The sequence below is a fragment of the Rhodoferax sp. genome (assembly GCF_018780565.1).
Lineage (GTDB): Bacteria > Pseudomonadota > Gammaproteobacteria > Burkholderiales > Burkholderiaceae_C > Rhodoferax.
This window is the reverse complement of record NZ_JADMJN010000012.1, coordinates 130,361-151,543: the sequence shown is the minus strand read 5'-3', so window position 1 is coordinate 151,543 and position 21,183 is coordinate 130,361. Positions and strand designations below refer to the sequence as shown.

General features: G+C 58.3%; 18 protein-coding genes. 7 read left to right on the top strand and 11 right to left on the bottom strand.

Annotated features, from left to right (window positions below):
- The first annotated feature begins 48 nt into the window (after positions 1-48).
- From IV109_RS17035 to IV109_RS17025, 3 genes are read left to right on the top strand one after another with little or no spacing between them, the layout of a single operon-like run.
- Complete coding sequence (locus IV109_RS17035; protein ID WP_296699497.1) at positions 49-1,335, top strand: efflux RND transporter periplasmic adaptor subunit; 1,287 nt, start codon at positions 49-51, stop codon at positions 1,333-1,335.
- Entirely contained in the window at positions 1,335-4,490 is a 3,156-nt protein-coding gene (locus tag IV109_RS17030; protein ID WP_296699494.1) for an efflux RND transporter permease subunit, read from the top strand. Before IV109_RS17035 ends, IV109_RS17030 begins: the two co-directional genes overlap by 1 nt.
- Positions 4,491-4,495: 5 nt before the next feature.
- Positions 4,496-5,692, top strand: a complete 1,197-nt coding sequence (locus IV109_RS17025) for an MFS transporter (protein ID WP_296699491.1) — start codon at positions 4,496-4,498, stop codon at positions 5,690-5,692.
- 48 nt (positions 5,693-5,740) lie between these two features.
- Here IV109_RS17025 and glp read toward each other — a convergent pair whose 3' ends face one another.
- The 3 genes from glp to moaA are packed head-to-tail and all read right to left on the bottom strand — an operon-like array spanning position 5,741 to position 8,884.
- Positions 5,741-7,039 (bottom strand): gephyrin-like molybdotransferase Glp, encoded by a 1,299-nt coding sequence (gene glp, locus IV109_RS17020; RefSeq protein WP_296699488.1) that lies wholly within the window; start codon positions 7,037-7,039, stop codon positions 5,741-5,743.
- 2 nt (positions 7,040-7,041) lie between these two features.
- Complete coding sequence (gene mobA, locus IV109_RS17015) at positions 7,042-7,671, bottom strand: molybdenum cofactor guanylyltransferase MobA (protein WP_296699486.1); 630 nt, start codon at positions 7,669-7,671, stop codon at positions 7,042-7,044.
- 52 nt (positions 7,672-7,723) lie between these two features.
- A complete protein-coding gene (gene moaA / locus IV109_RS17010) occupies positions 7,724-8,884 on the bottom strand; it encodes a GTP 3',8-cyclase MoaA (RefSeq protein ID WP_296699484.1) in 1,161 nt (386 codons plus the stop codon).
- Between the two features lie 163 nt (positions 8,885-9,047).
- Between moaA and IV109_RS17005 the strand changes: the two genes are divergently transcribed.
- Positions 9,048-9,872 (top strand): HDOD domain-containing protein, encoded by an 825-nt coding sequence (locus IV109_RS17005; RefSeq protein WP_296699481.1) that lies wholly within the window; start codon positions 9,048-9,050, stop codon positions 9,870-9,872.
- Positions 9,873-9,909: 37 nt separating this feature from the next.
- On the opposite strand, the gene IV109_RS17000 is transcribed toward IV109_RS17005, so the two are convergent.
- The 4 genes from IV109_RS17000 to IV109_RS16985 all read right to left on the bottom strand — a co-directional run bounded on the left by IV109_RS17000 (position 9,910) and on the right by IV109_RS16985 (position 13,094).
- The gene (locus tag IV109_RS17000; protein WP_296699478.1) at positions 9,910-10,488 is read right to left on the bottom strand and encodes a hypothetical protein; all 579 of its coding nucleotides are present in this window, start codon (positions 10,486-10,488) and stop codon (positions 9,910-9,912) included.
- Positions 10,489-10,645: 157 nt separating this feature from the next.
- Positions 10,646-11,179, bottom strand: a complete 534-nt coding sequence (locus IV109_RS16995) for a hypothetical protein (protein ID WP_296699474.1) — start codon at positions 11,177-11,179, stop codon at positions 10,646-10,648.
- 182 nt (positions 11,180-11,361) lie between these two features.
- Positions 11,362-12,195 carry a MaoC/PaaZ C-terminal domain-containing protein gene (locus IV109_RS16990; RefSeq protein ID WP_296699472.1) on the bottom strand — a complete coding sequence of 278 codons (834 nt, stop codon included), beginning with the start codon at positions 12,193-12,195 and terminating at the stop codon, positions 11,362-11,364.
- A 62-nt stretch (positions 12,196-12,257) separates the two neighbouring features.
- Positions 12,258-13,094 carry a metal-dependent hydrolase gene (locus tag IV109_RS16985; RefSeq protein ID WP_296699469.1) on the bottom strand — a complete coding sequence of 279 codons (837 nt, stop codon included), beginning with the start codon at positions 13,092-13,094 and terminating at the stop codon, positions 12,258-12,260.
- A gap of 103 nt (positions 13,095-13,197) precedes the next feature.
- On the opposite strand from IV109_RS16985, the gene IV109_RS16980 reads away from it, so the two are divergent.
- A complete protein-coding gene (locus IV109_RS16980) occupies positions 13,198-13,806 on the top strand; it encodes a TetR/AcrR family transcriptional regulator (RefSeq protein WP_296699466.1) in 609 nt (202 codons plus the stop codon).
- Between the two features lie 100 nt (positions 13,807-13,906).
- Here the strand turns inward: IV109_RS16980 and IV109_RS16975 are convergent, their stop codons facing one another.
- A complete protein-coding gene (locus tag IV109_RS16975) occupies positions 13,907-15,976 on the bottom strand; it encodes a sodium-translocating pyrophosphatase (RefSeq protein ID WP_296699463.1) in 2,070 nt (689 codons plus the stop codon).
- 227 nt (positions 15,977-16,203) lie between these two features.
- Here IV109_RS16975 and ppa point away from each other — a divergent pair, with 227 nt between their 5' ends.
- Positions 16,204-16,749, top strand: coding sequence for an inorganic diphosphatase (gene ppa / locus IV109_RS16970; RefSeq protein WP_296699460.1), 546 nt, complete (start codon positions 16,204-16,206; stop codon positions 16,747-16,749).
- Between the two features lie 102 nt (positions 16,750-16,851).
- Here ppa and IV109_RS16965 read toward each other — a convergent pair whose 3' ends face one another.
- Together IV109_RS16965 and IV109_RS16960 are read right to left on the bottom strand one after the other, a co-directional pair.
- On the bottom strand, positions 16,852-17,643 hold the full coding sequence (locus IV109_RS16965; RefSeq protein WP_296699457.1) for an alpha/beta fold hydrolase: 792 nt from the start codon (positions 17,641-17,643) through the stop codon (positions 16,852-16,854).
- A 13-nt stretch (positions 17,644-17,656) separates the two neighbouring features.
- The gene (locus IV109_RS16960) at positions 17,657-19,285 is read right to left on the bottom strand and encodes a wax ester/triacylglycerol synthase family O-acyltransferase (RefSeq protein ID WP_296699454.1); all 1,629 of its coding nucleotides are present in this window, start codon (positions 19,283-19,285) and stop codon (positions 17,657-17,659) included.
- A gap of 122 nt (positions 19,286-19,407) precedes the next feature.
- On the opposite strand from IV109_RS16960, the gene IV109_RS16955 reads away from it, so the two are divergent.
- Entirely contained in the window at positions 19,408-19,923 is a 516-nt protein-coding gene (locus IV109_RS16955) for a chemotaxis protein CheW (protein ID WP_296699572.1), read from the top strand.
- Between the two features lie 12 nt (positions 19,924-19,935).
- Here the strand turns inward: IV109_RS16955 and IV109_RS16950 are convergent, their stop codons facing one another.
- On the bottom strand, positions 19,936-21,153 hold the full coding sequence (locus IV109_RS16950; protein ID WP_296699451.1) for a GNAT family N-acetyltransferase: 1,218 nt from the start codon (positions 21,151-21,153) through the stop codon (positions 19,936-19,938).
- Between the last annotated feature and the right edge of the window lie 30 nt (positions 21,154-21,183).

The window sequence follows — 21,183 nt, the reverse complement described above, 5'->3', positions numbered from 1 at the left end:
GCTGGTTTGTCGGATTCGCCCGACCTTTTCCTTGAGAACATCGTATACATGACCAAGAAACTGATTTATCCGCTGGTGGCGGTTGTGGGCATTGCGGCGGCGGGGGGAGCGGCATGGTGGTATCAGAACAAGTCCCACATGACTGCGATGGCACCTGGTAGCAGTGCAACTGCCGGCGCGCCACAGTCTGCCGCCAGTGGGCCCACTGGGGCCTCCGCACCCGGCAAGCCTGCGGCGGTCGATGTGGCCAAAGTGGAGATCGCCAAGCTGATCGATGACACCCAGGCGGTGGGTAGCCTGCGTTCCCGCCGAAGCGTTGTGGTGCGTCCCGAGGTCAGTGGACGCATCACGCAACTCAATTTCCGTGATGGGGACCGGGTACGCAAAGGCCAGGTGCTGGTGCAACTGGATGACCAGCTGCCTCTGGCCCAAGTGCAGCAAAGCCGGGCGGAACTCTCAATCGCCCTGGCCAACCACGCGCGCAACAAAGACCTGGTGGCGCAAAATTTCATCAGCCAGCGCTCGGTGGACGAGAGCGCGGCTAATCTGGAGGTGGCGCAGGCCAAGCTGGCGCTGTCACAGGCCACGGCGGCCCGTCTGAAAATCGTCGCACCGTTTGACGGCATGACGGGCATCCGTACCGTCAATGTGGGTGACTACCTGAAAGACGGTGCCGACATTGTGAACATCGAGGACATTGATGCCGTGTTCGTGGACTTTCGCCTGCCTGAACGGTTCCAGGACAAAGTGAGGCAGGGGCAAACTGCCAGCATTGAACTCGATGCCTTGCCAGGGGCGAAGTTCCTGGCCACCATCCAGGCGGTCGATCCCCTGATTGACGCAAGCGGTCGATCGGTTGGCGTACGGGGCTGTATTGACAACCGGCAACTGCGCTTGCGTCCGGGCATGTTCGCACGCGTGACCGCGGTCTTTGGTCAACGCGACAAGGCCAGAGTCATTCCCGAAGAGTCCATCATCCCGCAAGGCGGTAAGGCCTATGTGATCCGACTCAAACCCGGGCCTGCGGCTGACGCCTGGGTATCGCAGCGTGTCGAGGTCAAGGTGGGTATCCGCCGCCCCGGCCGCGTCGAAATCCTGGATGGACTGGATGAGGGTGACACCGTGGTCACGGCGGGACATCAGCGCATCCAGCGTGATGGCACCGAGGTCAAGGTGCTGGAGCTTCCCCGTGCCGCTGTGGCGCCGGCCCCTCAGGCTGCCGCCTCTGCGGCCCAGGTGTCAGCCATGGCAACTCCCGTACCCCTTGCCAGCAAGGCCGTTGTGGCAAGCAAACCGCTCCAAGCTTCGAACCCCTGTCTTGACCGGAGACCCTGATGCAACTGGCTGAAGTCTCCATTCGCCGGCCGGTATTTGCCACGGTGCTGTCGTTGTTGGTATTGCTGATCGGCGCGGTCAGTCTTACCAAACTCTCGGTGCGGGAGTACCCCAAGATCGACGAGCCGGTCGTGACGGTCAGCGTGAAGTACGCAGGGGCCTCGGCTGAGGTGATGGAGTCCCAGGTCACCAAACCGTTGGAGGATTCCATTGCCGGCATTGATGCGGTGGACGTGATCACCTCCATCAGCCGTGCCGAGCAGACCCAGATTTCAGTGCGCTTTCGTCTGGAGAAGGATGCCGATACAGCCGCCGCCGAGGTGCGCGACCGCACTTCCCGGGTGCGCAATCGCTTGCCGCAGGCCGTGGATGAACCGGTCATTGCCAAGGTGGAAGCGGACGCCTTTCCTGTGATCTGGCTGGCTTTTTCCAGCGACACCCTGAGCGGATTGCAGATCAACGATCTGGTGACCCGGATCGCCAAGCCCCGTCTGCAAACCGTGACAGGGGCTGCCGATGTGCGCATCTTCGGGGAGCGGAAATACGCCATGCGTGTCTGGCTGGATCCGGACAAGCTGGCCGCTTACAAACTGACGACCCAGGACGCGGAAGACGCCATTCGCCGCAGCAACCTCGAATTGCCGGCTGGCCGCATCGAGTCGACCCAACGCGAATTCAGCGTGACCTCCCAGACCGATCTGGGGCGTCCCTCGCAATTCTCGGACATCATCATCAAGAATGCCAATGGTTTTCCGGTGCGCATTCGTGACATCGGCCGGGTGGAAGAGGCCGCCGCCGACGAGCGCAGCGGTGCTCGCCTGAATGGCCGGGTTGCGGTCGCGGCCGGTGTGATTCGTCAGGCAACCGCCAATCCACTGGAATTGAGCAAGGGCGTGCGGGCGATGATCCCCAAACTGCAGGCAGATCTGCCACCGGGAGTCACGATCGACATCGCCAATGACAACTCGGTGTTCATCGAAAAATCGATCAAGAGCGTGTTCCAAACCATTCTGGAATCGGTGGTTTTGGTGGCGCTGGTGATATTCGTCTTTCTTCGAACCCTGCGGGCCTCGATCATTCCCCTGGTCACGATTCCTGTTGCCTTGATCGGCACCTTCGCGCTGATGGCACTGGCGGGTTTCACCATCAATACCTTGACACTGCTGGCGCTGGTGCTGGCGATCGGTTTGGTGGTGGATGATGCCATCGTGGTGCTGGAGAATATTTTTCGACATATCGAGGAGGGGCTGGACCCCTTCTCGGCGTCCATCAAGGGTGTGCGGGAAGTCGGGTTCGCGGTCGTCGCGATGACGCTGACACTGGCGGCCGTTTACGCGCCGCTGGCCTTCACGCCTGGGCGAACCGGGCGCTTGTTTATCGAGTTTGCGCTGGCTCTGGCGGGCGCCGTGGTTGTATCGGGATTTATTGCCCTGACCTTGTCGCCGATGATGTGCTCGCTACTGCTCAAGCACAATCCCAAGCCGAGCTGGTTTGACCGGGGCATGGAGCGGGTTTTGAATGCCATCACCGCTCGCTATCAGTCTGCCTTGAATTGGCTGGTTACCACGGGCTATGACCGGCAGCGCGTTCAGGTGGGCAAGGGCCATGTGCTCAAACGTTTCCTGCTGGATGCGCGCTGGATTGTGATTGGTGTGATGCTGGTCTGTGCCGTGTCCATTTTCCTTGTGTTGCCCACCATGAAGCGCGAACTGTCGCCGCTGGAAGATCGTGGACAGGTGTTGGTGGTGGTTACCGCACCTGACGGTGCGACGCTGGGCTATACCGATCGCTACGTGAATGCAGTAGAGAAAATCGGGCAACCCTACAAGGAGTTCGACCGTATTTTTGTCTCCTCGGGTAACCCGACGGTCTCGCAGGCGAATGTGTTTTTGCGGGCAATCGATTGGGACAAGCGTACGCGCTCGGTTCTGGATGTGGCGCGCGAGTTGCAGCCCAAACTGGCGGCCTTGCCCGGCGTCAATGCATTTCCGCTCACGCCCCCTTCACTGGGTCAGGGCTTTCGTGAGCGCCCGGTCAATTTTGTGATCGTCACCTCGGACAGCTACCAGAATCTCGCGGCCGTCACGCGTCAGTTCACCGATGAAATTGCCAAGAATCCCGGCATTGTCAGTGTCGACATAGATCTTCGCCTGAACAAGCCGGAACTGAAAATTGACGTGGATCGCGAGAAAGCCGCCGATCTTGGGGTTGGTGTAGACACGGTGGCGCGCGCCATCGAAACCATGCTGGGGGGCAGGCAAGTCACGCGCTACAAACGCGATGGCGATCAGTACGACGTGATTGTGCAGACGGCGCAGTCCGGACGGGATACGCCGGATGATGTCGAGAAGATTTTTGTGCGTGGTCGCAACGACGCGATGATTCCACTGGCATCGCTGATCAAGGTGCGCGAATCCGTGGCCCCGCGTGAGCTCAATCACTTCAGTCAACGTCGCTCGGTGTCCATCACGGCCAATCTGTCTGCGGATTACTCGCTGGGCCAGGCGCTTGACTTCCTGGACAGCACTGCGGCCAAGGTACTCAAGCCGGGCTACAGCACCGATCTCAATGGCACCTCGCGCGAATTCAAGAACTCGCAGGGCTCTTTGGCAATTGTGTTTGCGCTCTCCCTGCTGTTCATCTTTCTGGTGCTCGCCGCGCAGTTTGAGAGCTTTATTGATCCTCTGGTGATCATGCTCTCTGTGCCCCTGTCGATGATCGGTGCGTTACTGGCGCTCAAATGGTCCGGTGGTTCGCTCAATGTGTATTCGCAGATCGGACTGATCACCTTGGTGGGCTTGATCACCAAGCACGGCATTTTGATTGTGGAGTTCACCAACCAACTGCGTGAGCAGGGCATGGAAATGACGCAAGCGCTGGTCAAGGCCTCCAGCCAGCGCCTGCGCCCGATTCTGATGACCACGGGTGCGATGGTGCTCGGTGCCATTCCACTGGCGTTGGCGCATGGCGCAGGGGCCGAGAGTCGCATGCAGATTGGCTGGGTGATCGTGGGTGGCATGTCGCTGGGCACTTTGCTCACCATATTTGTTGTACCCACCATGTACACCTTGTTCGCGCGCAAGGTGGTGCCGGGTCCTATCAAGACGGTTGAGAAAGAGGGTCCAGACTTGGTGCAACCGGTGCGGGAGGGATAAGTGCCATGGCCGATGCAGCACTTGAGTCCAAGATAGGTGCTGGTCTGACGCTGGGCTGCGTTCAATTCTTCTTCACGCTGGGCTGGACGGTGTATGTGCTCTACCTGCCGGAGTTGGTCAAATCAGCAGGCCTTGCTGCAACCTGGCTTCCCTTGTTGCTGATGGCAGACCAGTTCATTTTTGCGGTGATGGACATTGGATTCGGCGTTGTTGCGGATCGCATGGCCCAGGGTTATCGCAAGCTGGCGCGTATGCTGCTGGTGCTGACAACCGTTTCCGCTATCGCCTTTTTGTTGTTGCCGATGTCGGGGCGCATTTCCCCTGCCGTGCTGATTGGCGTTCTTGCGATCTGGGTGGTCAGCGCTTCGGTGGTGCGTGCGCCAACCCTCGTGCTCCTGGCCAAGCGCGCCAATGCGACACAACAGCGCAGCCTGGTGTTCTGGTATGCGGCCGGGATGGCGCTTGCGACAGCACTGTCTCCGTACATTGGTTTGCTGCTGAAAGGTGCTGACCCCTACCTGCCGTTTGCCGTGTCCGCATTGACTTTGCTGGTGGCCGTCATTGTGCTGTTGCGTTTTTCCGCCAGCGAGCTCCCCAAGTTCAATGCCGAGCAGCCGCAACCCATCTCTTTTGGGGCTTACGTACCCCTGTTGCTGGTGCTGGCGCTTGCGTCGATCGGTTTTCAATTGCACGCGTTTGCGAATGCGGCACCTCAGTATTTGGCCCACACGACCAGGGAAAACGTACCCTGGCTGATGCCCTTGCTCTGGGTCGGGTTTTTTGCAGCGTTGCTGGGCATTGGCGCGATCATCAAGCGCTTTGGTGCGCTCTGGCCCGCAATTGGCGGAATCTGGCTGACGGCATTTGGAAGCTACACAGCGGCTCAAGCCGGCAGTCTGGAAATGCTCATTTTTGCGCAGCTGTTGACCGGGGTTGGCTGGGCGGCTGCTTTTGCCGGTTTGATGGAGCAGGCATCCGTATTCGGTACGCGCGGAGCGGAAGGTCAATTTATGGGCAGCTTTTTCGCAGTGCTGGCTGTGAGCAGTTTTGCACGTATCGGCTTTGTCAGCCAGTGGCTGCCACAGAACCCTGCCTTGAAAGAGATGCAGTTTGTATTGCCGGCCATTTTGTTGCTGCTGGCGGGCCTGCTCGCTGGTGTTTATGCCGTCAAGAAACCGAAAGCCCGTTCAGTGCCGGTTTGATCCACACGGGTTGCGTCAAAGCATGGTCGCCATACAGCCAGCATGTTTTCAAATGATGCCGTCAAACATCATCACATCAATTTCATCACCGGGGGCGACGTTGCCCTGGTCGTGATGCAGCACGATCAGGCCGTTAGCCTGCACCATGGAACTCAAGACACCTGAGCCCTGGTTACCTGTGGTCTTGACTTGCAGTGAGCCGTCTGGCGCCGTCGTGACCGTGCCGCGCTGGTACTCGGTGCGCCCCGGTTTTTTGCGCAAGGCTTCCAGGCTGCGGGCCTTGAGCAACGGCGTGGGTCTGGCCTTGCAGCCCATCATTTGCAGGAGGGCAGGGCGCACAAACGCCAGAAAAGTCACCATCACGGCCACCGGATTGCCGGGCAGGCCAAAGAGCACTGATTTGCCGATGCGTCCCACAGCCATGGGGCGTCCGGGACGCATGGCAATCTTCCAGAAGGCAACGTCGCCGAGCTTTTGCATCATGGCCTTGGTGAAGTCGGCTTCGCCCACGCTCACGCCGCCGCTGGTGATGATGGCGTCCGCTTCGCCCGCCGCGCGGTTGAATGCCGCTTCCAGCTGTGCAGGCTCGTCGCGCACCACGCCCATGTCGATCACCGCGCAACCCAGGCGCGTCAGCAGGCCGAACACGGTGTACCGGTTGCTGTCGTAAACCGCACCTTCACGTGGCGGCTCGCCCAGGCTCAGAATTTCGTCACCCGTGGAAAAGTAGGCCACACGAAGCTTGCGCCATACCGATATCTTTTCGATACCTAAACTGGCCAGTAGTCCAAGCGCTGCGGGCGTGAGTAGCTCACCTTTTTGTAGTGCAGGGCGGCCTTTCATCACGTCTTCGCCAAGTTTGCGGCGATTGTCGCCCGCTTGCAGCAGGCCCGGCGGTATGGCAATGGCATCTGCCCCGCTGGACGGGCCGGCCTGGGCCTGGTCCGTGTGACGGGTCACAAACTCTTGCGGAACGACGGTGTCCAGACCTGCAGGCATGATGGCGCCGGTCATGATTTTCACGCATTCGCCGGGCCCCGTCTTGCCTTGCCAAGCCTTGCCTGCCAGAGCGGTCCCGACCACCCGCAAGTTCAGCTTGTTTGTTTTCGTGAGTTGAGCACCATCAAATGCATAGCCGTCCATCGCCGAATTGTCATGGGGCGGTACGCTGATCGGCGAGATCACGTCATGAGACAGTACACGCCCGAGGGCATGAAAAACGTCAACCTCTTCATGGCTTGTGACTGGCTCGACCAGATGTGACAAGAATGAATTGACGGTCGTGGCAGGCAAGGACTGCGGGTCATAGCCCTGCAGTTCAGCGGCGATGTCTGCAATCGTTTTCATAGTCAGGTGTTTTCGAGCTGTCGCAATTCAGCCAGCGTATTGGCGTTGAAAAACGCCCGCGGATCGTCGCCAGGCGCATCAAAAGGCACGATTGCGGTTTTGTGCAGGGCGGTCCATGCGTCAATCTTGCGTCCTCCATCCTGGGTGAATTTCACCAGGCTTTCCAGCAAGTCCACGCGCAACAGACAAAAAACTGGTTGGGTACGAATCTGCACCTGACCATCTTTGCCGACTTCGGGTGCGGCCGCCATGGCGATGTCGGCGTCCTCGGCCTCCAGCGCCTGCGCCAGCCGCTGGACCAGATCAAGCGGTAGCAAGGGCGTGTCGCACGGCACGGTCACCAAAAACGGTGTTTCACAGCGTTCAAGACCCGTCAGAAAGCCTGCCAGGGGTCCGGCATAGTCGGCCAAGCCATCGGGCCAGACCGCGGCGCCAAACGACTCATAAGCCGCCAGGTTGCGGTTGGCGTTGATCATGATCTGACCCACCCCCCCGCCGATCTGCAGGCGCGTGAGTGTGTGCAACGCAAGTGGCAGCCCGTTGAAGTTCTGCAAGCCCTTGTCGACTCCACCCATGCGAGAGCCGCGTCCACCGGCCAGAATCAGACCGGTGATTTGATCGGGACTAATCATCAAGCGTCATACCCATTTAAAGCGAAGAAGCGACAAGTGGGGGATCATCTGTTTAGCCTCCGATGTAGCTCATCTCAACGCGACGCAGGCCGGTGCCGGTATCGGGCTTCATTTCGCTGCGAAGTTCGGAGTAGCGATCTGCCCGACCTTGCCAGATATGGCCAATGGTGGAAGCCAGGTCGGCCTCCGATGCGCCATCACGGATCAGTGAGCGAAGGTCGTAACCCTGGGCGGCGAACAGGCACAGGTAGAGCTTGCCCTCGGTCGACAGGCGAGCCCGGTTGCAATCACCACAGAAAGCCTGCGTCACGCTGCTGATGACGCCGATCTCACCGGCAGCCTTGTCATGATTTCCGGACGCGTCGGCATAGCCCCAGCGCTCGGCAGTCTCACCTGGATTGGACGGTTCAAGCTGAACCAGTGGCAAATCTGCATGAATCAGCTTGACCACTTCAGCCGACGGCAACACTTCGTTCATGCGCCAGCTGTTGGTTGCACCCACGTCCATGTATTCAATGAAACGCAGCACCATGCCCGTGCCTTTGAAGCGGCGTGCCATGGGCAGTATCTCATGCTCATTGGTACCGCGCTTCACCACCATGTTGATCTTGATGGGCCCCAAGCCGGCGTCTCGCGCTGCTTCAATGCCCGCCAGCACATCGGCTACCGGAAAGTCCACATCGTTCATGCTGCGAAACACTGCATCGTCCAGCCCGTCCAGGCTCACGGTGACACGTTGCAGCCCCGCCGCCTTGAGCGCGCGTGCCTTGCGCGCCAGCAGTGAGCCGTTGGTGGTAAGGGTCAGGTCCAATGGACGGCCCTCAACGGTGCGCAGGGACGCCAACTGCTCGATCAGCAGCTCGATATTTTTGCGCAGCAGCGGCTCGCCGCCAGTCAGGCGAATCTTTTGCACGCCGTGGGCCACAAAGGTCTTGGCAACGCGCGTGATTTCTTCGAACGAGAGCAGGTCGGCGTGTGGCAGGTAGGCGTAGTCTTTGTCGAAGACTTCCTTGGGCATGCAGTAATTGCACCGGAAATTACAGCGGTCCGTAACGCTGATGCGCAAATCGCGCAAAGGGCGACCCAGCGCGTCGGACAGCAGGCCATTGGCCGCGATGCGGCTGCTTGCTGACGCCGCCTCAGCGGGAGGGCGCAGTGACGCCGAGCGCAGGTCAACCAGCGGCACGATGCGTGGTGTATGGCGTTCAGTCATGGATTGGACAAGATTGGGTTTGATCGTTGGGATGACGGCCGCTTCAACAAGCACCTGTCGTCAGGCCGTCTGGAGGACTGGTTGATTTTGGCACGTTTTCAGGGGGCGGGTCTGGCGGATAATGGCCGCCACAGATCCATTCGAACCACAGGGGCTACCTTTGATGACTCTCGAAGAATTGCTTGCTTCCAATGAGGCGCTGCCGAGTATCCCGAAAATCATTGCTTTGCTGCTCAATGAGCTTGACCAAGCCGAGCCTGATCTGAGGAAGATCAGCCAGTTGCTCAACACCGATCCGGTCCTGACGACGCGCTTGTTGCGCCTGGCCAATTCTGCGCAATTCCAATTTGCCAGCAAGATCAGCAGCGTGTCCGAGGCCTTGGCATTGATGGGGCTTGACCAGGTTCGATCGCTGGCCACCGCCGCCGCCGTCACGGGAGCATTCCGCATTGTCCAGGGCATCGATATGAATCAGTTCTGGCGTTTCAGCCTGAACACGGCCAAGTTGTCACGCATGCTGGCTGGCATGATCAGGAAGAATCAGGCGGCGGCGTTCACCGCCGGATTGATTCATGCCACAGGGGAATTGGTCATGCACAGGGTGATAGACAAAGAACTGATGTCACTGGATCAGGAGGTGCCTCCACTCGCCCTGAAGCGCGCCTCGGCAGAGCGAAAATTATTGGGTTATTGCTATGCGGATGTAGGGGCTGGGTTTGCCAGAAACTGGCAGTTTCCTCAAGCCATCGTCGATGCGCTGGCGAATCAAAACACACCTTTCGAGAATGACGTTTACGAGCCGATGGCGGGCATTCTTCATCTGGCGGCGTGGCGAGCCCGAGCCAGGGAAGCCAACTATGACGCCCAGGACCTCACTGACAATTTCCCGGATACCGTTGCGCTGGCATTGGGCCTGGATATCGACATGGTCCTGCAGCAGGACCCGATTGACTGGACCTCAAGGACGGAGGTCGCTGCCCTGGTTTGAGGGGTGTTCCCGCTGATTCGGTCGGCGCCCCGTTCAATCAATGCAAGGGACTGATTTGTGTGGGCGAGAAGTCGCCGGCCCCGTCATCCGCAGGGGGCGATGTCGCGGCGGTCGACCCAGTGGGCTTTGGCGGGCGCCGGCTGTGACGCCGATCAAGCACCGACACGGGTTCTTCTGCTGGAGCCGGCGCGGCGGCTGCGCTCTTGGTCCAGAACGTGGGGGGCGGCATCATGGGAAAAGGACATCCGCAATCGGACGAAAAACGCCATGAAACAACGTAGCTGGAATGATCGACCGAGGGATCAAATCGGTCCAGCCCAAGCAGCAGCTGTTGCTGCAAGGCTGGGGCATAGCGCAGCAGTTGCTCATTCCATTTGGTGATCACCAACTGGATGTGAACTTCTTCGGCATTGGATGCCCGGCGGATGACGATCACTTCACAAGCCAGCCAGCCCAGAGGAATGCCGTGCAGGCGCAGCGTATCTTTCAAAACCACCCGAATCAGTTCGCGACGCGAGTTGCCATGCTGCTGTGTGCTGCTCGGCGTCGCCGAAACGCTCGCAAGGCTTGGCTTGAAGTCAGACTTGGGAGGACTTTTTTTAAAAAAATTGAACATGGACTTGTTCCTGCCGGCTGCGTACAGTTGGGATTTTAAGGTTTGATGCGCTCATATTGGTATAAAAAACCAAACGTTTACGGGTTATGCGGCAATTTGTTGCGCTCTTGTCCTGACTGCCTTGCATCTTCAGGAATGAATCGCCAAGGGTCGACTGCTAGTTGGTCACGATGGCTGGCCCCATATCCTGCAGCGGGCCCAATGGGTTGGTATTGACTTCCAGTTCGTTCACGTTGGGTTGCCCGCCCCAGGCGCGGTAGACCACCACATCGTTGACCAGCAAGATCAGAGCGTTGAATCGCCAACCCGTGGTCTCGGTGCGACGTGAAAAATTGGTGAAGTCGGCAAAGAAGTTGCCGGTTCGTTCCTTTGCAATGCGGGCTGCCGTGATTTCCCAGCCTCGACAGGCGTCGCGTGCCTCCAGGCACACCATGACACCGGGGTCCAGGTCCGCGCGCTGGAGCAGGGCGCTTGGAACAAATCGGCGCACGATGTCGGAGTGCGTCAGGATGACGGTGTTGGGCTGTTTCACGGGATCAATCCCGAGCCTGGACAAGACGGCCACATCGCTCTTCATGGGGGTCAGTCCTTCAATGGCATTGCGTGCTTCGTCAAAGCTCTTGAACGGCGAGGATTTGGTATGCACGCGCGGCAGCATGGATGAGCAGCCGCTGATGAGCAATGCCAGCAAAAGCAAGATTCCACCGCGTGTGAGTTTGCAATATTCCACAGGCCTACCCGGTTGGCTGGATTGAACAACAACGGCGATCGAAAGCTTTCACGCTTGCGATACCACCATGCTGGATGCTAGCCTCGAATGGCATTTTGGAATTGACGTTTATCAAGCTTCTTTGTTTGCGTCAGGATGTTTTGCTAGTAGCTGAAGTTTCCCCGCAAATGGGGTTTTTCACCTTTTTCATCCCTGACTTCGAAACACGTGCCGCGCAGGGATGACCCGATTGGGGCTGGGGCGCTCCACGTTGATGCGGTTGCGGGCAGAAACAGCGGTGTCTTGAATTCTGCCGAGACTTCGGCCTGGGAAACCGCGTCCTGGGGCATCAATGTGGCCAGTGCCCGTGCCTTGGTCCACATTCCATGCGCAATGGCCCGCCGAAATCCGAAGAGTCTGGCCGATAGTTCGGAAACATGGATGGGGTTCAGGTCACCCGAGATATAGCCGAAGCGTCGGCCTGTGTCGCTGGGCGCGACGAAGTCTGCCTGGCGCGCCAATGCCGGATCGGTGGTTTGCCGGCTGACATAGGCTGGCCCGATCGGGTTTGGAATGCCGATACGCAAGAGGCTTTGCGTGGCCTCCCAAACCAGCTCGTCCGCGCGGAAGAGCTGCATATCCAGGGTCAGGATTTGCCCTTTTTCGTGGGCGATCAATTGCCCCGTGCTGACTTCAATGCGAAGCGCATCGCCGGGGTTCAGGGCCTGCAGCTGGCTGATCCGGTTGTCCAGATGGACCGTTCCCATTGCAGGCCAGGGGCACTGTGCGGAGCCAAAGAATGCCATGAGCAGCGGAAATGTCAGCAATTGCGGGTAGGTGATGGGGACACCCTGCCTTTCACTGAATCCACAGAGCTTGGCATAGGCGGCAATGTGTGCCGGTGCCAGAATCGCCTTCGGCATCACATAGCGCAGCCGGGGCAGCGTGTGCACCGCACCGGGGCGCTTGCCGCTGGAGAGCAGGGCTCTCAGGTACATGGCGGCCTGGCTTGCAGGCTTTGGGATTTCGATGGTGGTCGGTGATCCCGTGGGTTGCGGTATCACGCTGCTGCTTGCACCTTCGCACCCACTACGGAAAAGGCCTCGGAGTTGCTTTGCAGCCAATGCTGGGACAGGTCGCTGCTGAGGTGGTTGGGGTGAAAATCGGGCTGCTTGTAGGCGCGCCAAGGCTTGTAGGTAAGGCGAATCATTCCACGCTTGCCAAAGAGAAAGCTGGCGGCACTTTTCCAGGTGCGCCATTGCCACAATGTGCCATCACGGTACAAGTTGTTGACGGTTTGACGCAGCAGGTCGGACATGAAGATGAAGGTAATGCGCTTGAACCATTTGATACGCGATTCATCCGTACCACCCAGTGCACGAAACAAGTCAAATGCCGTGGACTTGTGCTCTGCCTCCTCTGCGCTGTGCCAAAGCCACATGGTTTTGAGGCGAGCCTCGCTGCCGTCGAACAGATCCGGATTGGCGAGCATCCAGTCGGCAAAAACTGCGGTGAAGTGTTCAGTGGCCGCCGTGATGGCCAGCCAGTGGCGTGGATGAAAACCCTCCAGCATCTTGAGCCGTGCCCGTGCCCGCGGTTCCCAGTCGTTGACCAGCTTGTGCTTCTCGATCTGGATATTGAACAGGCTGTGGATGCGACGGTGCGTCGCTTCCTGCCCAATGAAGCCCTGAACTTCGCTGGCGTATTTATCCCGCTCATCGGCTGGCAGGGTCTTGAGCCCTTCGCGAACCGAGTCGATGAAAAACTGTTCGCCAATCGGAAAACTCATGGACAGGGCGTTGAACAAGGCCGTGCGGAACGCATCGCCGCCAAACCAGTGGCGCGCGACGGGAGAATCCAGGTCAACTAAGAGGCGGCGTACAACGAGATCGGTCATTTGGGCTCCTGGTATTGAATTGGTACTGATTAGTACCAGTAAATCGAATGATGCGCCCGCTTTGTGGTACTGTCAAGTACCTTTTCAGGAATTTTCATTCTCCATGGACTCATTTCCCCTGTCCGTTGAAGCCACATTGCACCGCCAGCGATTGTTTGACGGGATGGCGCGAGCGGTCGCCGCCAAGGGCTATGGCACGATCACGATCACGGACATCGTCCGTGAGGCCAGTGTCTCGCGCCGTACCTTTTACGAGCATTTCGCCACCAAAGCAGACTGTTTGATTGCGCTGTACGAGTCAGCCAGTCACAACGCATTGAAGGTTCTGCGCTCGTCCATTGACCCGGCTCGTGGCTGGCAGACGCAGGTCGAGCAGGCGATGGAGGCTTATCTGGGCTGCCTGGCCAGCCATCCGGTATTGATGAGGACCCTGTTCGTGGAAATCCTGGGCTTGGGCGCGACAGGTCTGGCGGCACGCCGTCGCGTCAATCAGGAAATTGCTGACTTCATGTGCAAGGTTATCAATGCCGCAGAGGGTAGCTCGATATTGACGAATGACATGGCGGTTGCCGTGGTGGGGGGTGTCAATGAATTGGTGCTGCAGCTGATTGAGCAAGACCGTATTCAGGACATACAAAGCATCGCGACCACCACCGGTGTCTTGATTCGTGCGGTGGTCGGCGCTCAATCGGCGAAAGATCGAGATCTTTAAACAATTTCTCCTCGTGGCTTCCGTCAATATTAGACCTATAGCTACCAAATAAGGAGCAAAAAAAATCCCGCCGAAGCGGGATTTTTTGCGTCAAGGCAGCTTACCCGCCGTGAATCTTCATCATGAGCGGCACAATCAGAAGCGCCACGATGTTGATGATCTTGATCAGCGGGTTGACGGCAGGACCGGCAGTGTCCTTGTAGGGGTCGCCCACGGTGTCGCCGGTCACGGCTGCCTTGTGGGTCTCGGAACCCTTGCCGCCGTGATGGCCGTCTTCAATGTATTTCTTGGCGTTATCCCAGGCACCGCCGCCGGTGCACATGGAGATCGCCACGAACAGACCGGTAATGATGGTGCCCATCAGCAAGCCGCCCAAAGCCGCAGGTCCGAGTACCAGACCAACCAGAATAGGCACAACCACGGGCAGCAGCGACGGGATCATCATTTCCTTGATGGCGGCCGTAGTCAGCATGTCCACGGCACGGCCGTATTCCGGCTTGGCCGTACCTTCCATGATGCCCTTGATCTCGCGGAACTGGCGGCGCACTTCAACCACCACAGCACCCGCGGCACGACCCACGGCTTCCATGGCCATGGCGCCAAACAGGTAAGGAATCAAACCACCGATGAACAGGCCGATGATGACCATCGGGTTGCTCAAGTCAAAGGTAATGACCTTGCCGTAGGCTTCGAGCTTGTGCGTGTAGTCGGCGAACAGCACCAAGGCGGCCAGACCGGCGGAACCGATGGCGTAGCCTTTGGTCACGGCCTTGGTGGTGTTGCCCACGGCGTCCAGCGGGTCGGTCACGTCACGCACGCTCTTGGGCATTTCGGCCATTTCGGCAATGCCGCCAGCGTTGTCGGTGATCGGGCCGTAAGCGTCGAGCGCCACCACAATACCGGCCATGCTCAGCATGGAGGTCGCCGCAATGGCGATGCCATACAGACCGGCAAGTTTGAATGCAACACCAATGGCGATGCACACAAAAATAACGGGCCAGGCGGTAGACCGCATGGAAACGCCCAGGCCGGCAATGATGTTGGTGCCGTGGCCGGTGGTGGAGGCTTGAGCAATGTGTTTGACCGGCGCGTATTGCGTGCCGGTGTAGTACTCGGTGATCCACACCAGGGCGGCTGTGAGCACCAAACCGACGGCGCAGGCGCCAAACAAGGCCATCTGGCTGCCGCTTGTCTTGATGGCGTTGTCGGGGATCAGCCACTGCGTCACGAAGTAGAACGCGATGAGTGACAGGACACCGGCCACGGCCAGACCCTTGTACAGCGCCGGCATCACGTTCTTCATGCCGGGAGAGGCCTTGACGAAGAAGCAGCCAATGATCGACGCCACGATGGACACGGCGCCCAGTGCCAGCGGATACACCACGGCACTGGTGCCAGCACCGGTCACCAGCAAGGCGCCGAGCACCATGGTGGCAATCAGTGTCACCGCATAGGTCTCAAACAGGTCAGCGGCCATGCCGGCGCAGTCACCGACGTTATCGCCCACGTTGTCGGCAATCACGGCGGGGTTGCGAGGATCATCCTCAGGAATACCGGCTTCGACCTTGCCCACCAAGTCGGCACCCACGTCCGCACCTTTGGTGAAGATGCCGCCACCCAGACGGGCGAAGATGGAGATGAGGGAGGAGCCAAAGGCGAACCCGATCAGCGGGTTCAGCAGCGTGGCCAGGTTTTTGTCGGGCGTCAGGTTGCCATTGCCAACCAGGAACCAGTAAAAACCGGTCACACCCAGAAGACCCAGACCAACCACCAGCATGCCGGTGATGGCGCCGCCGCGAAACGCGACGTCCAGAGCCGGGCCAATACCCCTGGTGGCTGCCTGGGCTGTGCGTACATTGGCGCGAACCGAGACGTTCATGCCAATGAAGCCGCAAGCGCCTGAAAGCACCGCGCCAACCACGAAGCCGACGGCACTCATGGAATCAAGAAAGAAATAAATCAAAACAGTCAGCACCACGCCGACGACGGCAATGGTTTTGTACTGTCGGGCCAAATAGGCGGCAGCGCCTGTTTGGATGGCGGCTGCAATTTCCTGCATCCGCGCATTGCCTGCATCCTGGGAAAGAATCCAGCTTCGAGCCCAAAAGCCGTAAGCCACGGCAATAAAGCCGCAAATGAGCGCCAGAATCAGCGCCGGGTTGTTTGTCATTTTTGTCTCCTACGTTGTTTCGCTGAGTAGTGGTGCAACGCTAGCGGCACCACCGCTGCGTTGCTTCCTCGCCGCGAAACACCAACCTTGGATTGGTGAAGACGATTGGCCAACCGGCGCACTTTACAGTGAAAAAAGCCGGTTTAAATCGGAAGCAAGTGGTGAGTAAGTAAAATCAGGGTTAATCCTTAGTTGTTACTGATTTAACTCAATCCAAAGAACCAACCATGTCCCTTGACAATGTGACCCCCGGCAAGAACGTTCCTGAATCCTTTAACGTGATCATTGAGATCCCGATGAATGCTGATCCGGTGAAATATGAGGTAGATAAGGCCACTGGCGCCATCTTCGTGGACCGTTTCATGAGTACTGCCATGCACTACCCGACCAACTACGGCTATGTGCCCAAGACCATCAGCGGCGATGGCGATCCGGTTGATGTGCTGGTGATCACCCCCGTGCCCCTGATTCCCGGTGTGGTGGTGACCTGCCGCGCCATCGGTATCCTGAAGATGGAAGACGAGGCGGGCGAAGACGGCAAGGTGCTGGCGGTTCCGGTCAACAAGATCCTGTCGCTCTACAGTCGCTGGGAAAAGCCGGAAGATTTGCAGCCATTGCGTCTGAAAACCATTGCCCACTTCTTCGAGCACTATAAGGACCTGGAAGAAGGCAAGTGGGTCAAGATTCTTGGTTGGGAAGATGCTGAGTCGGCCAAGAAGGAAATCCTTGACGGCATGGTCAATTACGAAAAAGAACTTGCCAAAAAAGCATAATTTGACCCGCTAGCCAGCACCCTTGGGTCGTTTCTCGCTATTAAAAATGAAGCGCCTGCGGTGGTAACACCGCAGGCGCTTCTTGCTGTGCAGGCTTGAGAGTCAGCGGGTTGGGTCGGGAAAAATCAGACCATGCATGCCGCGTTTGCGTTCAAAGTGCTTCCATTGGCCTTCCGATTGTGAAAGTCGATCGGCTACAGCCCACCATGCTGCGGGATTCAATCCCAGGCCAATGTGGCTCGCGAAGACTTCCAGATTTTCGGTCAGTGGATTGACCGGACAGGGGGCCTGAATACTGGCCGGCCAGGCAACCACGCCATCGGTACGTGAAAAAATCGATGTGGTTGGCATCGGCGGCGCCTTGGGCAGATCAAATTGCTCCACCTCGCGGTGGATGGGGCGTCCGCTGGTCAGTTCGTAGAGTCGCCAGGCATTGGTGCTCTCATGTGACCCGGCAAATGGGGTTCCCATGGTGATCACAGCCCGCACGTGGTCTGGCAACTCCTTGGCAAGCTCGCGGGCGTAGATGCCGCCCAGGCTCCAGCCAATCAGGCTGACCTTGTTGCCTGTGGCCTTGTAGGTGTCAAGAACTTGTTGTCTGGCCGTTTGCAGGATGCCAGCGCGGGGGCCAAAGTTGAAACCCTGGTTCCAGCCCGAAACGTCGTAGCCCAAATTCCCAAGAAAGCTTCGCAGCGGCATGGTGGACCCGTCGCTGGCTGAAAGCCCTGGAAAAACAATGACAGAGTGACCGTCTCCCACGGGGGCCCGGCGCAGAATAGGCCATGCCGGGATGAGTGAACTCATCTCCCAGGGCGCCCGAAACTCCATGGCCATAAGCCAGGGGCTCGGCGCTGAATGAGGGAGGGGAATATCGCTCTGCTGTTTGCTTGCCATGTCGTTGGAGGTGTCAGGCCGGGTTAGCCTTTTTGACTTTAGTTGCTACGGTTTTGACAGTAGCACCCTTTGTCACATGGGCCTTGGTCGGTGGCTGTGCTTTAGAGCCTGGACTCTTCGTTTGGGTCGCCTTGGTGACTTTTTTCACTTGCTTTGCAAGGGTTTTTACCGGGATCTGGCGCGGTTTCGCTTTGGGCGTTGCGGATGCCGGCACCTGCGCCCACAGTTGGCGACCTTCGTCAAATGCCTGGTTCAATGCCACAGTCAAATCGTGTACTTCCGGAACAGCCGTCTTGTCGGCAATCACACCAAAATCCACAGAGCCGGCGTAGGTCTGGATTGTGATGTTGAGCGCCATGCCGTGAATCACGATGGACATGGGGTGAAAGGTCAGAATCTTGGCGCCAGCCAGGTACAAGGGCACTTGCGGCCCCGGAACGTTGCTGATGACCAAATTTGCCAGCATGGGCAAGTGGTGCGATAGGCCCGTGGCGCTGTAGGTCTTGAATGCAGCCTTGGCCACCCCCCCGACGATCCAGGGCGCCAGCAGGGAGGGGTAATCGGTGGGCAGGACGCCTTTGAGGTCAACGATCGCTGTCTTGACCTTGCCGGTCGATGTCATGATCGCCTTCAGGCGCTTCACCGGGTTGGCCAAGTGGGTTCCCAATTCCACCACGGTCATGGAAGCTTGCGTATTGAAGTCCTTATTACCTTCCTCCCGCAGACTGATTGGCATGGCCGCCAGCAGCGTCTTCTTCGGAATGCCGCCGTGCCTGGCCAGGTAGCTTCGCAAAGCCGTGGCACATAGCCACAGCACAATGTCGTTGAATGATCCACCCACGGCCTTCGCCATGGCATGGCAATCCGAAAAGGGCATGCGCGCCGTCCCGAAAACCCGTTCGTTGGTGACCGCGACGTTGAAATCCGTCATCGGGGCGAAATGAATCGGAGATCTGGCCCGTCTATGCGTGCCTGACCCGCTGAATGACTGCTTCATCACAGTGCCGCCAACGGCCTGGACCGCGTGAGGAAGCGCCTTGATCAGTTTGACGTATTGGGCCAACGAGTTGGAGAACACGGCGCCCAGCATTTCGCCGATCCTGAGATCATGTTGCTCTCCGTGCGCCTTGTCGGGCGGTGGTACGTCGCGTGGCTTGGCGCTGATGTCCATGATGGCATTGGTCAGCACGGTGCCGCCTTTGCCGTCCAGTGTGGCGTGGTGGATTTTTGAGTACACCGCCGCGCAGGTGCTGCCGTCTGGTCGTTGGATCTGGTTAAACACATGGAATTCCCACAGCGGGTGATGCCGGTCCATCGGTTGGCTGTGCAGTTCGGCACACAGGGCCTCCGCCTGAAGCACCGTCAAGGTCTTGCCTTTGACGCGCCGGATGTGAAAGTCCAGGTCAACCTTGTCGACCTGAACCCACACCGGATGACCCAGGTCAAGCGGCATAAAACCGAGCCTGCGGCTGAAAATCGGTACCAAATGCAAACGCCGTGCGATGTGGGCTTGTATCTCGCGGTGAAAACTTCCCTTGAAGCCCGGTGGCAGTTCATAGAGGCAAAACGACCCGATATGCATAGGCGTCTCGGGCGTCTCCAGGTAGAGAAAAGTGGCATCCAGTCCGCTGAGTGTGTCCATGATTTGATCTCCTGATCCGAGGGTAACGCGACCTCGGCAGTCGCGCTAGGGGGTTTCGTCATGGCCGTGTATCATGTCCCAACCGAGCCACCCGCAGCATAGGAATCGACGTCATGGAAACGATGCAGAACACCACCCCGAAGGCCTTTCAAAATGGCGCCAACGCTACCCAAAGCCTTGCCCATGGCGGTCAGTACCTGACCCTGCGACTGGGCGGGGAGGAGTACGCGATTGATATTTTGCGAGTGCAGGAAATCCGTTCTTACGAAGAACCTACCCGCATGGTCAATGCGCCCACGTTCATCAAAGGTGTGGTGAACTTGCGCGGTGTCATTGTGCCCATCGTCGACCTTCGCCTGAAACTCAACATCTCCAAGGTGGACTACACCGAGTTCACCGTGGTCATTATCCTGAATGTCCGCGGTACCGTCATTGGCGCCGTCGTGGATGCGGTGTCCGATGTCGTGACCTTGACCACCGAAAATATCAAGCCGGCTCCCCAGTTTGAGACTGCCATTGATTCCCGCTTCATCACTGGTTTGGCCAACCTTGGCGAGCGCATGCTGATTGTCATGAACATGGAAGCGTTGATGAGCAACGCCGAAATGGGCATGGTGGCTGGCGCCTTGCAGTCTTGATCAGGTTCACGTCTACGAATGAGCCTTGAAGGGGCTTCGCTGATTCAGCTCTTCCAGATAGCGTTCAACTCCCTGATCCTCACGTTCCAGAAATTTTTCTACTGCATTGGCAAATGCCGGATGGGCCAGCCAGTGGGCACTGGTGGTTCGCACCGGTAGCAGAGCCCGGGCCATTTTGTGCTCGCCTTGGGCGCCTCCTTCAAAGCGCTGGTATTCATGTTCTATGCACCACTGCAATGGCTGGTAGTAGCACGCTTCGAAATGTAGGCAGTCCACCCGCTCCAGCGCTCCCCAATAGCGTCCATAAGCAACAGCCTTGACTTTGGGGCCATCTTTTTCGCCATTGGTCAGCGTGGAATATTCGCTGATAGCTATTAAACTGGTAGCAACAGGTCGTCCTTGACGCTCTGCCACAAACAGCAACCAATTTTCCGGCATGTTGTTCGCCATGCGCTGGAAGAAGTCCCGGCTCAGATAAGGTGGATTGCCGTGCTCTAGGTAGGTGCGCTCATAGCAGCGGTAGAAGAAGTCCCAGTCATGCGGTGCAATCCCGGTTCCGCGTGACCAGCGGAATGTGACGCCCGCTTCAGCGACTTTGCGCCGCTCCTGGCGGATCTTCTTGCGTTTGTCCTGCGACAGGGTGGCCAGGAACTCGTCAAAATTTTGGTATGCAGTGCCAGGTTTTGAGGCGCTGTTCGTCCAATGAAACTGCACCGTGTGGCGCAACATCATCCCCGCAGCGGTACAGGCCTCAATGTCTTCCTCACAGGAGAATAAGACGTGAAGAGAGGAAAGACCTTCTGCCTCGCACCATTGAACAAGCGCTTTGGCCAGCGCAGCACGGTCAAGGGCGGAGCGCGCCATTAACCGCGTTCCCGGCACCGGCGTAAAAGGGGAGGCCACAATCGCCTTCGGGTAGTAGCTTAGGCCATGCTGTTGATAGGCATTCGCCCAAGCCCAGTCAAACACATACTCCCCATAGGAGTGGGTTTTCAGATAGAGGACACAGGCGGCCACCATGGCCCCATCTCTCTCCATGAGAATGAAGTGGGGCGTCCAGCCGGTATCGGGCGCGGCACTCCCGCTGGCATGCAGGGCGGCCAGGTATTCATGTCGCATGAAGGGCGTGGCTGATGTCTGCAAGCTCAGCAGTTCGTTCCACTCGTGCGCATTCACCTCGTTGGGAGAATCCACGACCCGGATGACATAATCGTTTGACTCGTTCTTCACGTATTTCTCATTATTTATTCAACCTGCTGC

Excerpts from the sequence above, each read along its gene's own strand:
- IV109_RS16965 (WP_296699457.1), bottom strand. The coding sequence starts at position 17,643 with ATGGCAAGCAAACAGCAGAGCGATATTCCCCTCCCTCATTCAGCGCCG.
- IV109_RS16985 (WP_296699469.1), bottom strand. The coding sequence starts at position 13,094 with ATGACCGATCTCGTTGTACGCCGCCTCTTAGTTGACCTGGATTCTCCC.
- IV109_RS17030 (WP_296699494.1), top strand. The coding sequence starts at position 1,335 with ATGCAACTGGCTGAAGTCTCCATTCGCCGGCCGGTATTTGCCACGGTG.
- mobA (WP_296699486.1), bottom strand. The coding sequence starts at position 7,671 with ATGATTAGTCCCGATCAAATCACCGGTCTGATTCTGGCCGGTGGACGC.
- IV109_RS16975 (WP_296699463.1), bottom strand. The coding sequence starts at position 15,976 with ATGACAAACAACCCGGCGCTGATTCTGGCGCTCATTTGCGGCTTTATT.
- IV109_RS17005 (WP_296699481.1), top strand. The coding sequence starts at position 9,048 with ATGACTCTCGAAGAATTGCTTGCTTCCAATGAGGCGCTGCCGAGTATC.
- glp (WP_296699488.1), bottom strand. The coding sequence starts at position 7,039 with ATGAAAACGATTGCAGACATCGCCGCTGAACTGCAGGGCTATGACCCG.
- moaA (WP_296699484.1), bottom strand. The coding sequence starts at position 8,884 with ATGACTGAACGCCATACACCACGCATCGTGCCGCTGGTTGACCTGCGC.
- IV109_RS16980 (WP_296699466.1), top strand. The coding sequence starts at position 13,198 with ATGGACTCATTTCCCCTGTCCGTTGAAGCCACATTGCACCGCCAGCGA.
- IV109_RS16990 (WP_296699472.1), bottom strand. The coding sequence starts at position 12,195 with ATGTACCTGAGAGCCCTGCTCTCCAGCGGCAAGCGCCCCGGTGCGGTG.
- IV109_RS16960 (WP_296699454.1), bottom strand. The coding sequence starts at position 19,285 with ATGGACACACTCAGCGGACTGGATGCCACTTTTCTCTACCTGGAGACG.
- IV109_RS17000 (WP_296699478.1), bottom strand. The coding sequence starts at position 10,488 with ATGTTCAATTTTTTTAAAAAAAGTCCTCCCAAGTCTGACTTCAAGCCA.
- IV109_RS16955 (WP_296699572.1), top strand. The coding sequence starts at position 19,408 with ATGCAGAACACCACCCCGAAGGCCTTTCAAAATGGCGCCAACGCTACC.
- ppa (WP_296699460.1), top strand. The coding sequence starts at position 16,204 with ATGTCCCTTGACAATGTGACCCCCGGCAAGAACGTTCCTGAATCCTTT.
- IV109_RS17025 (WP_296699491.1), top strand. The coding sequence starts at position 4,496 with ATGGCCGATGCAGCACTTGAGTCCAAGATAGGTGCTGGTCTGACGCTG.
- IV109_RS17035 (WP_296699497.1), top strand. The coding sequence starts at position 49 with ATGACCAAGAAACTGATTTATCCGCTGGTGGCGGTTGTGGGCATTGCG.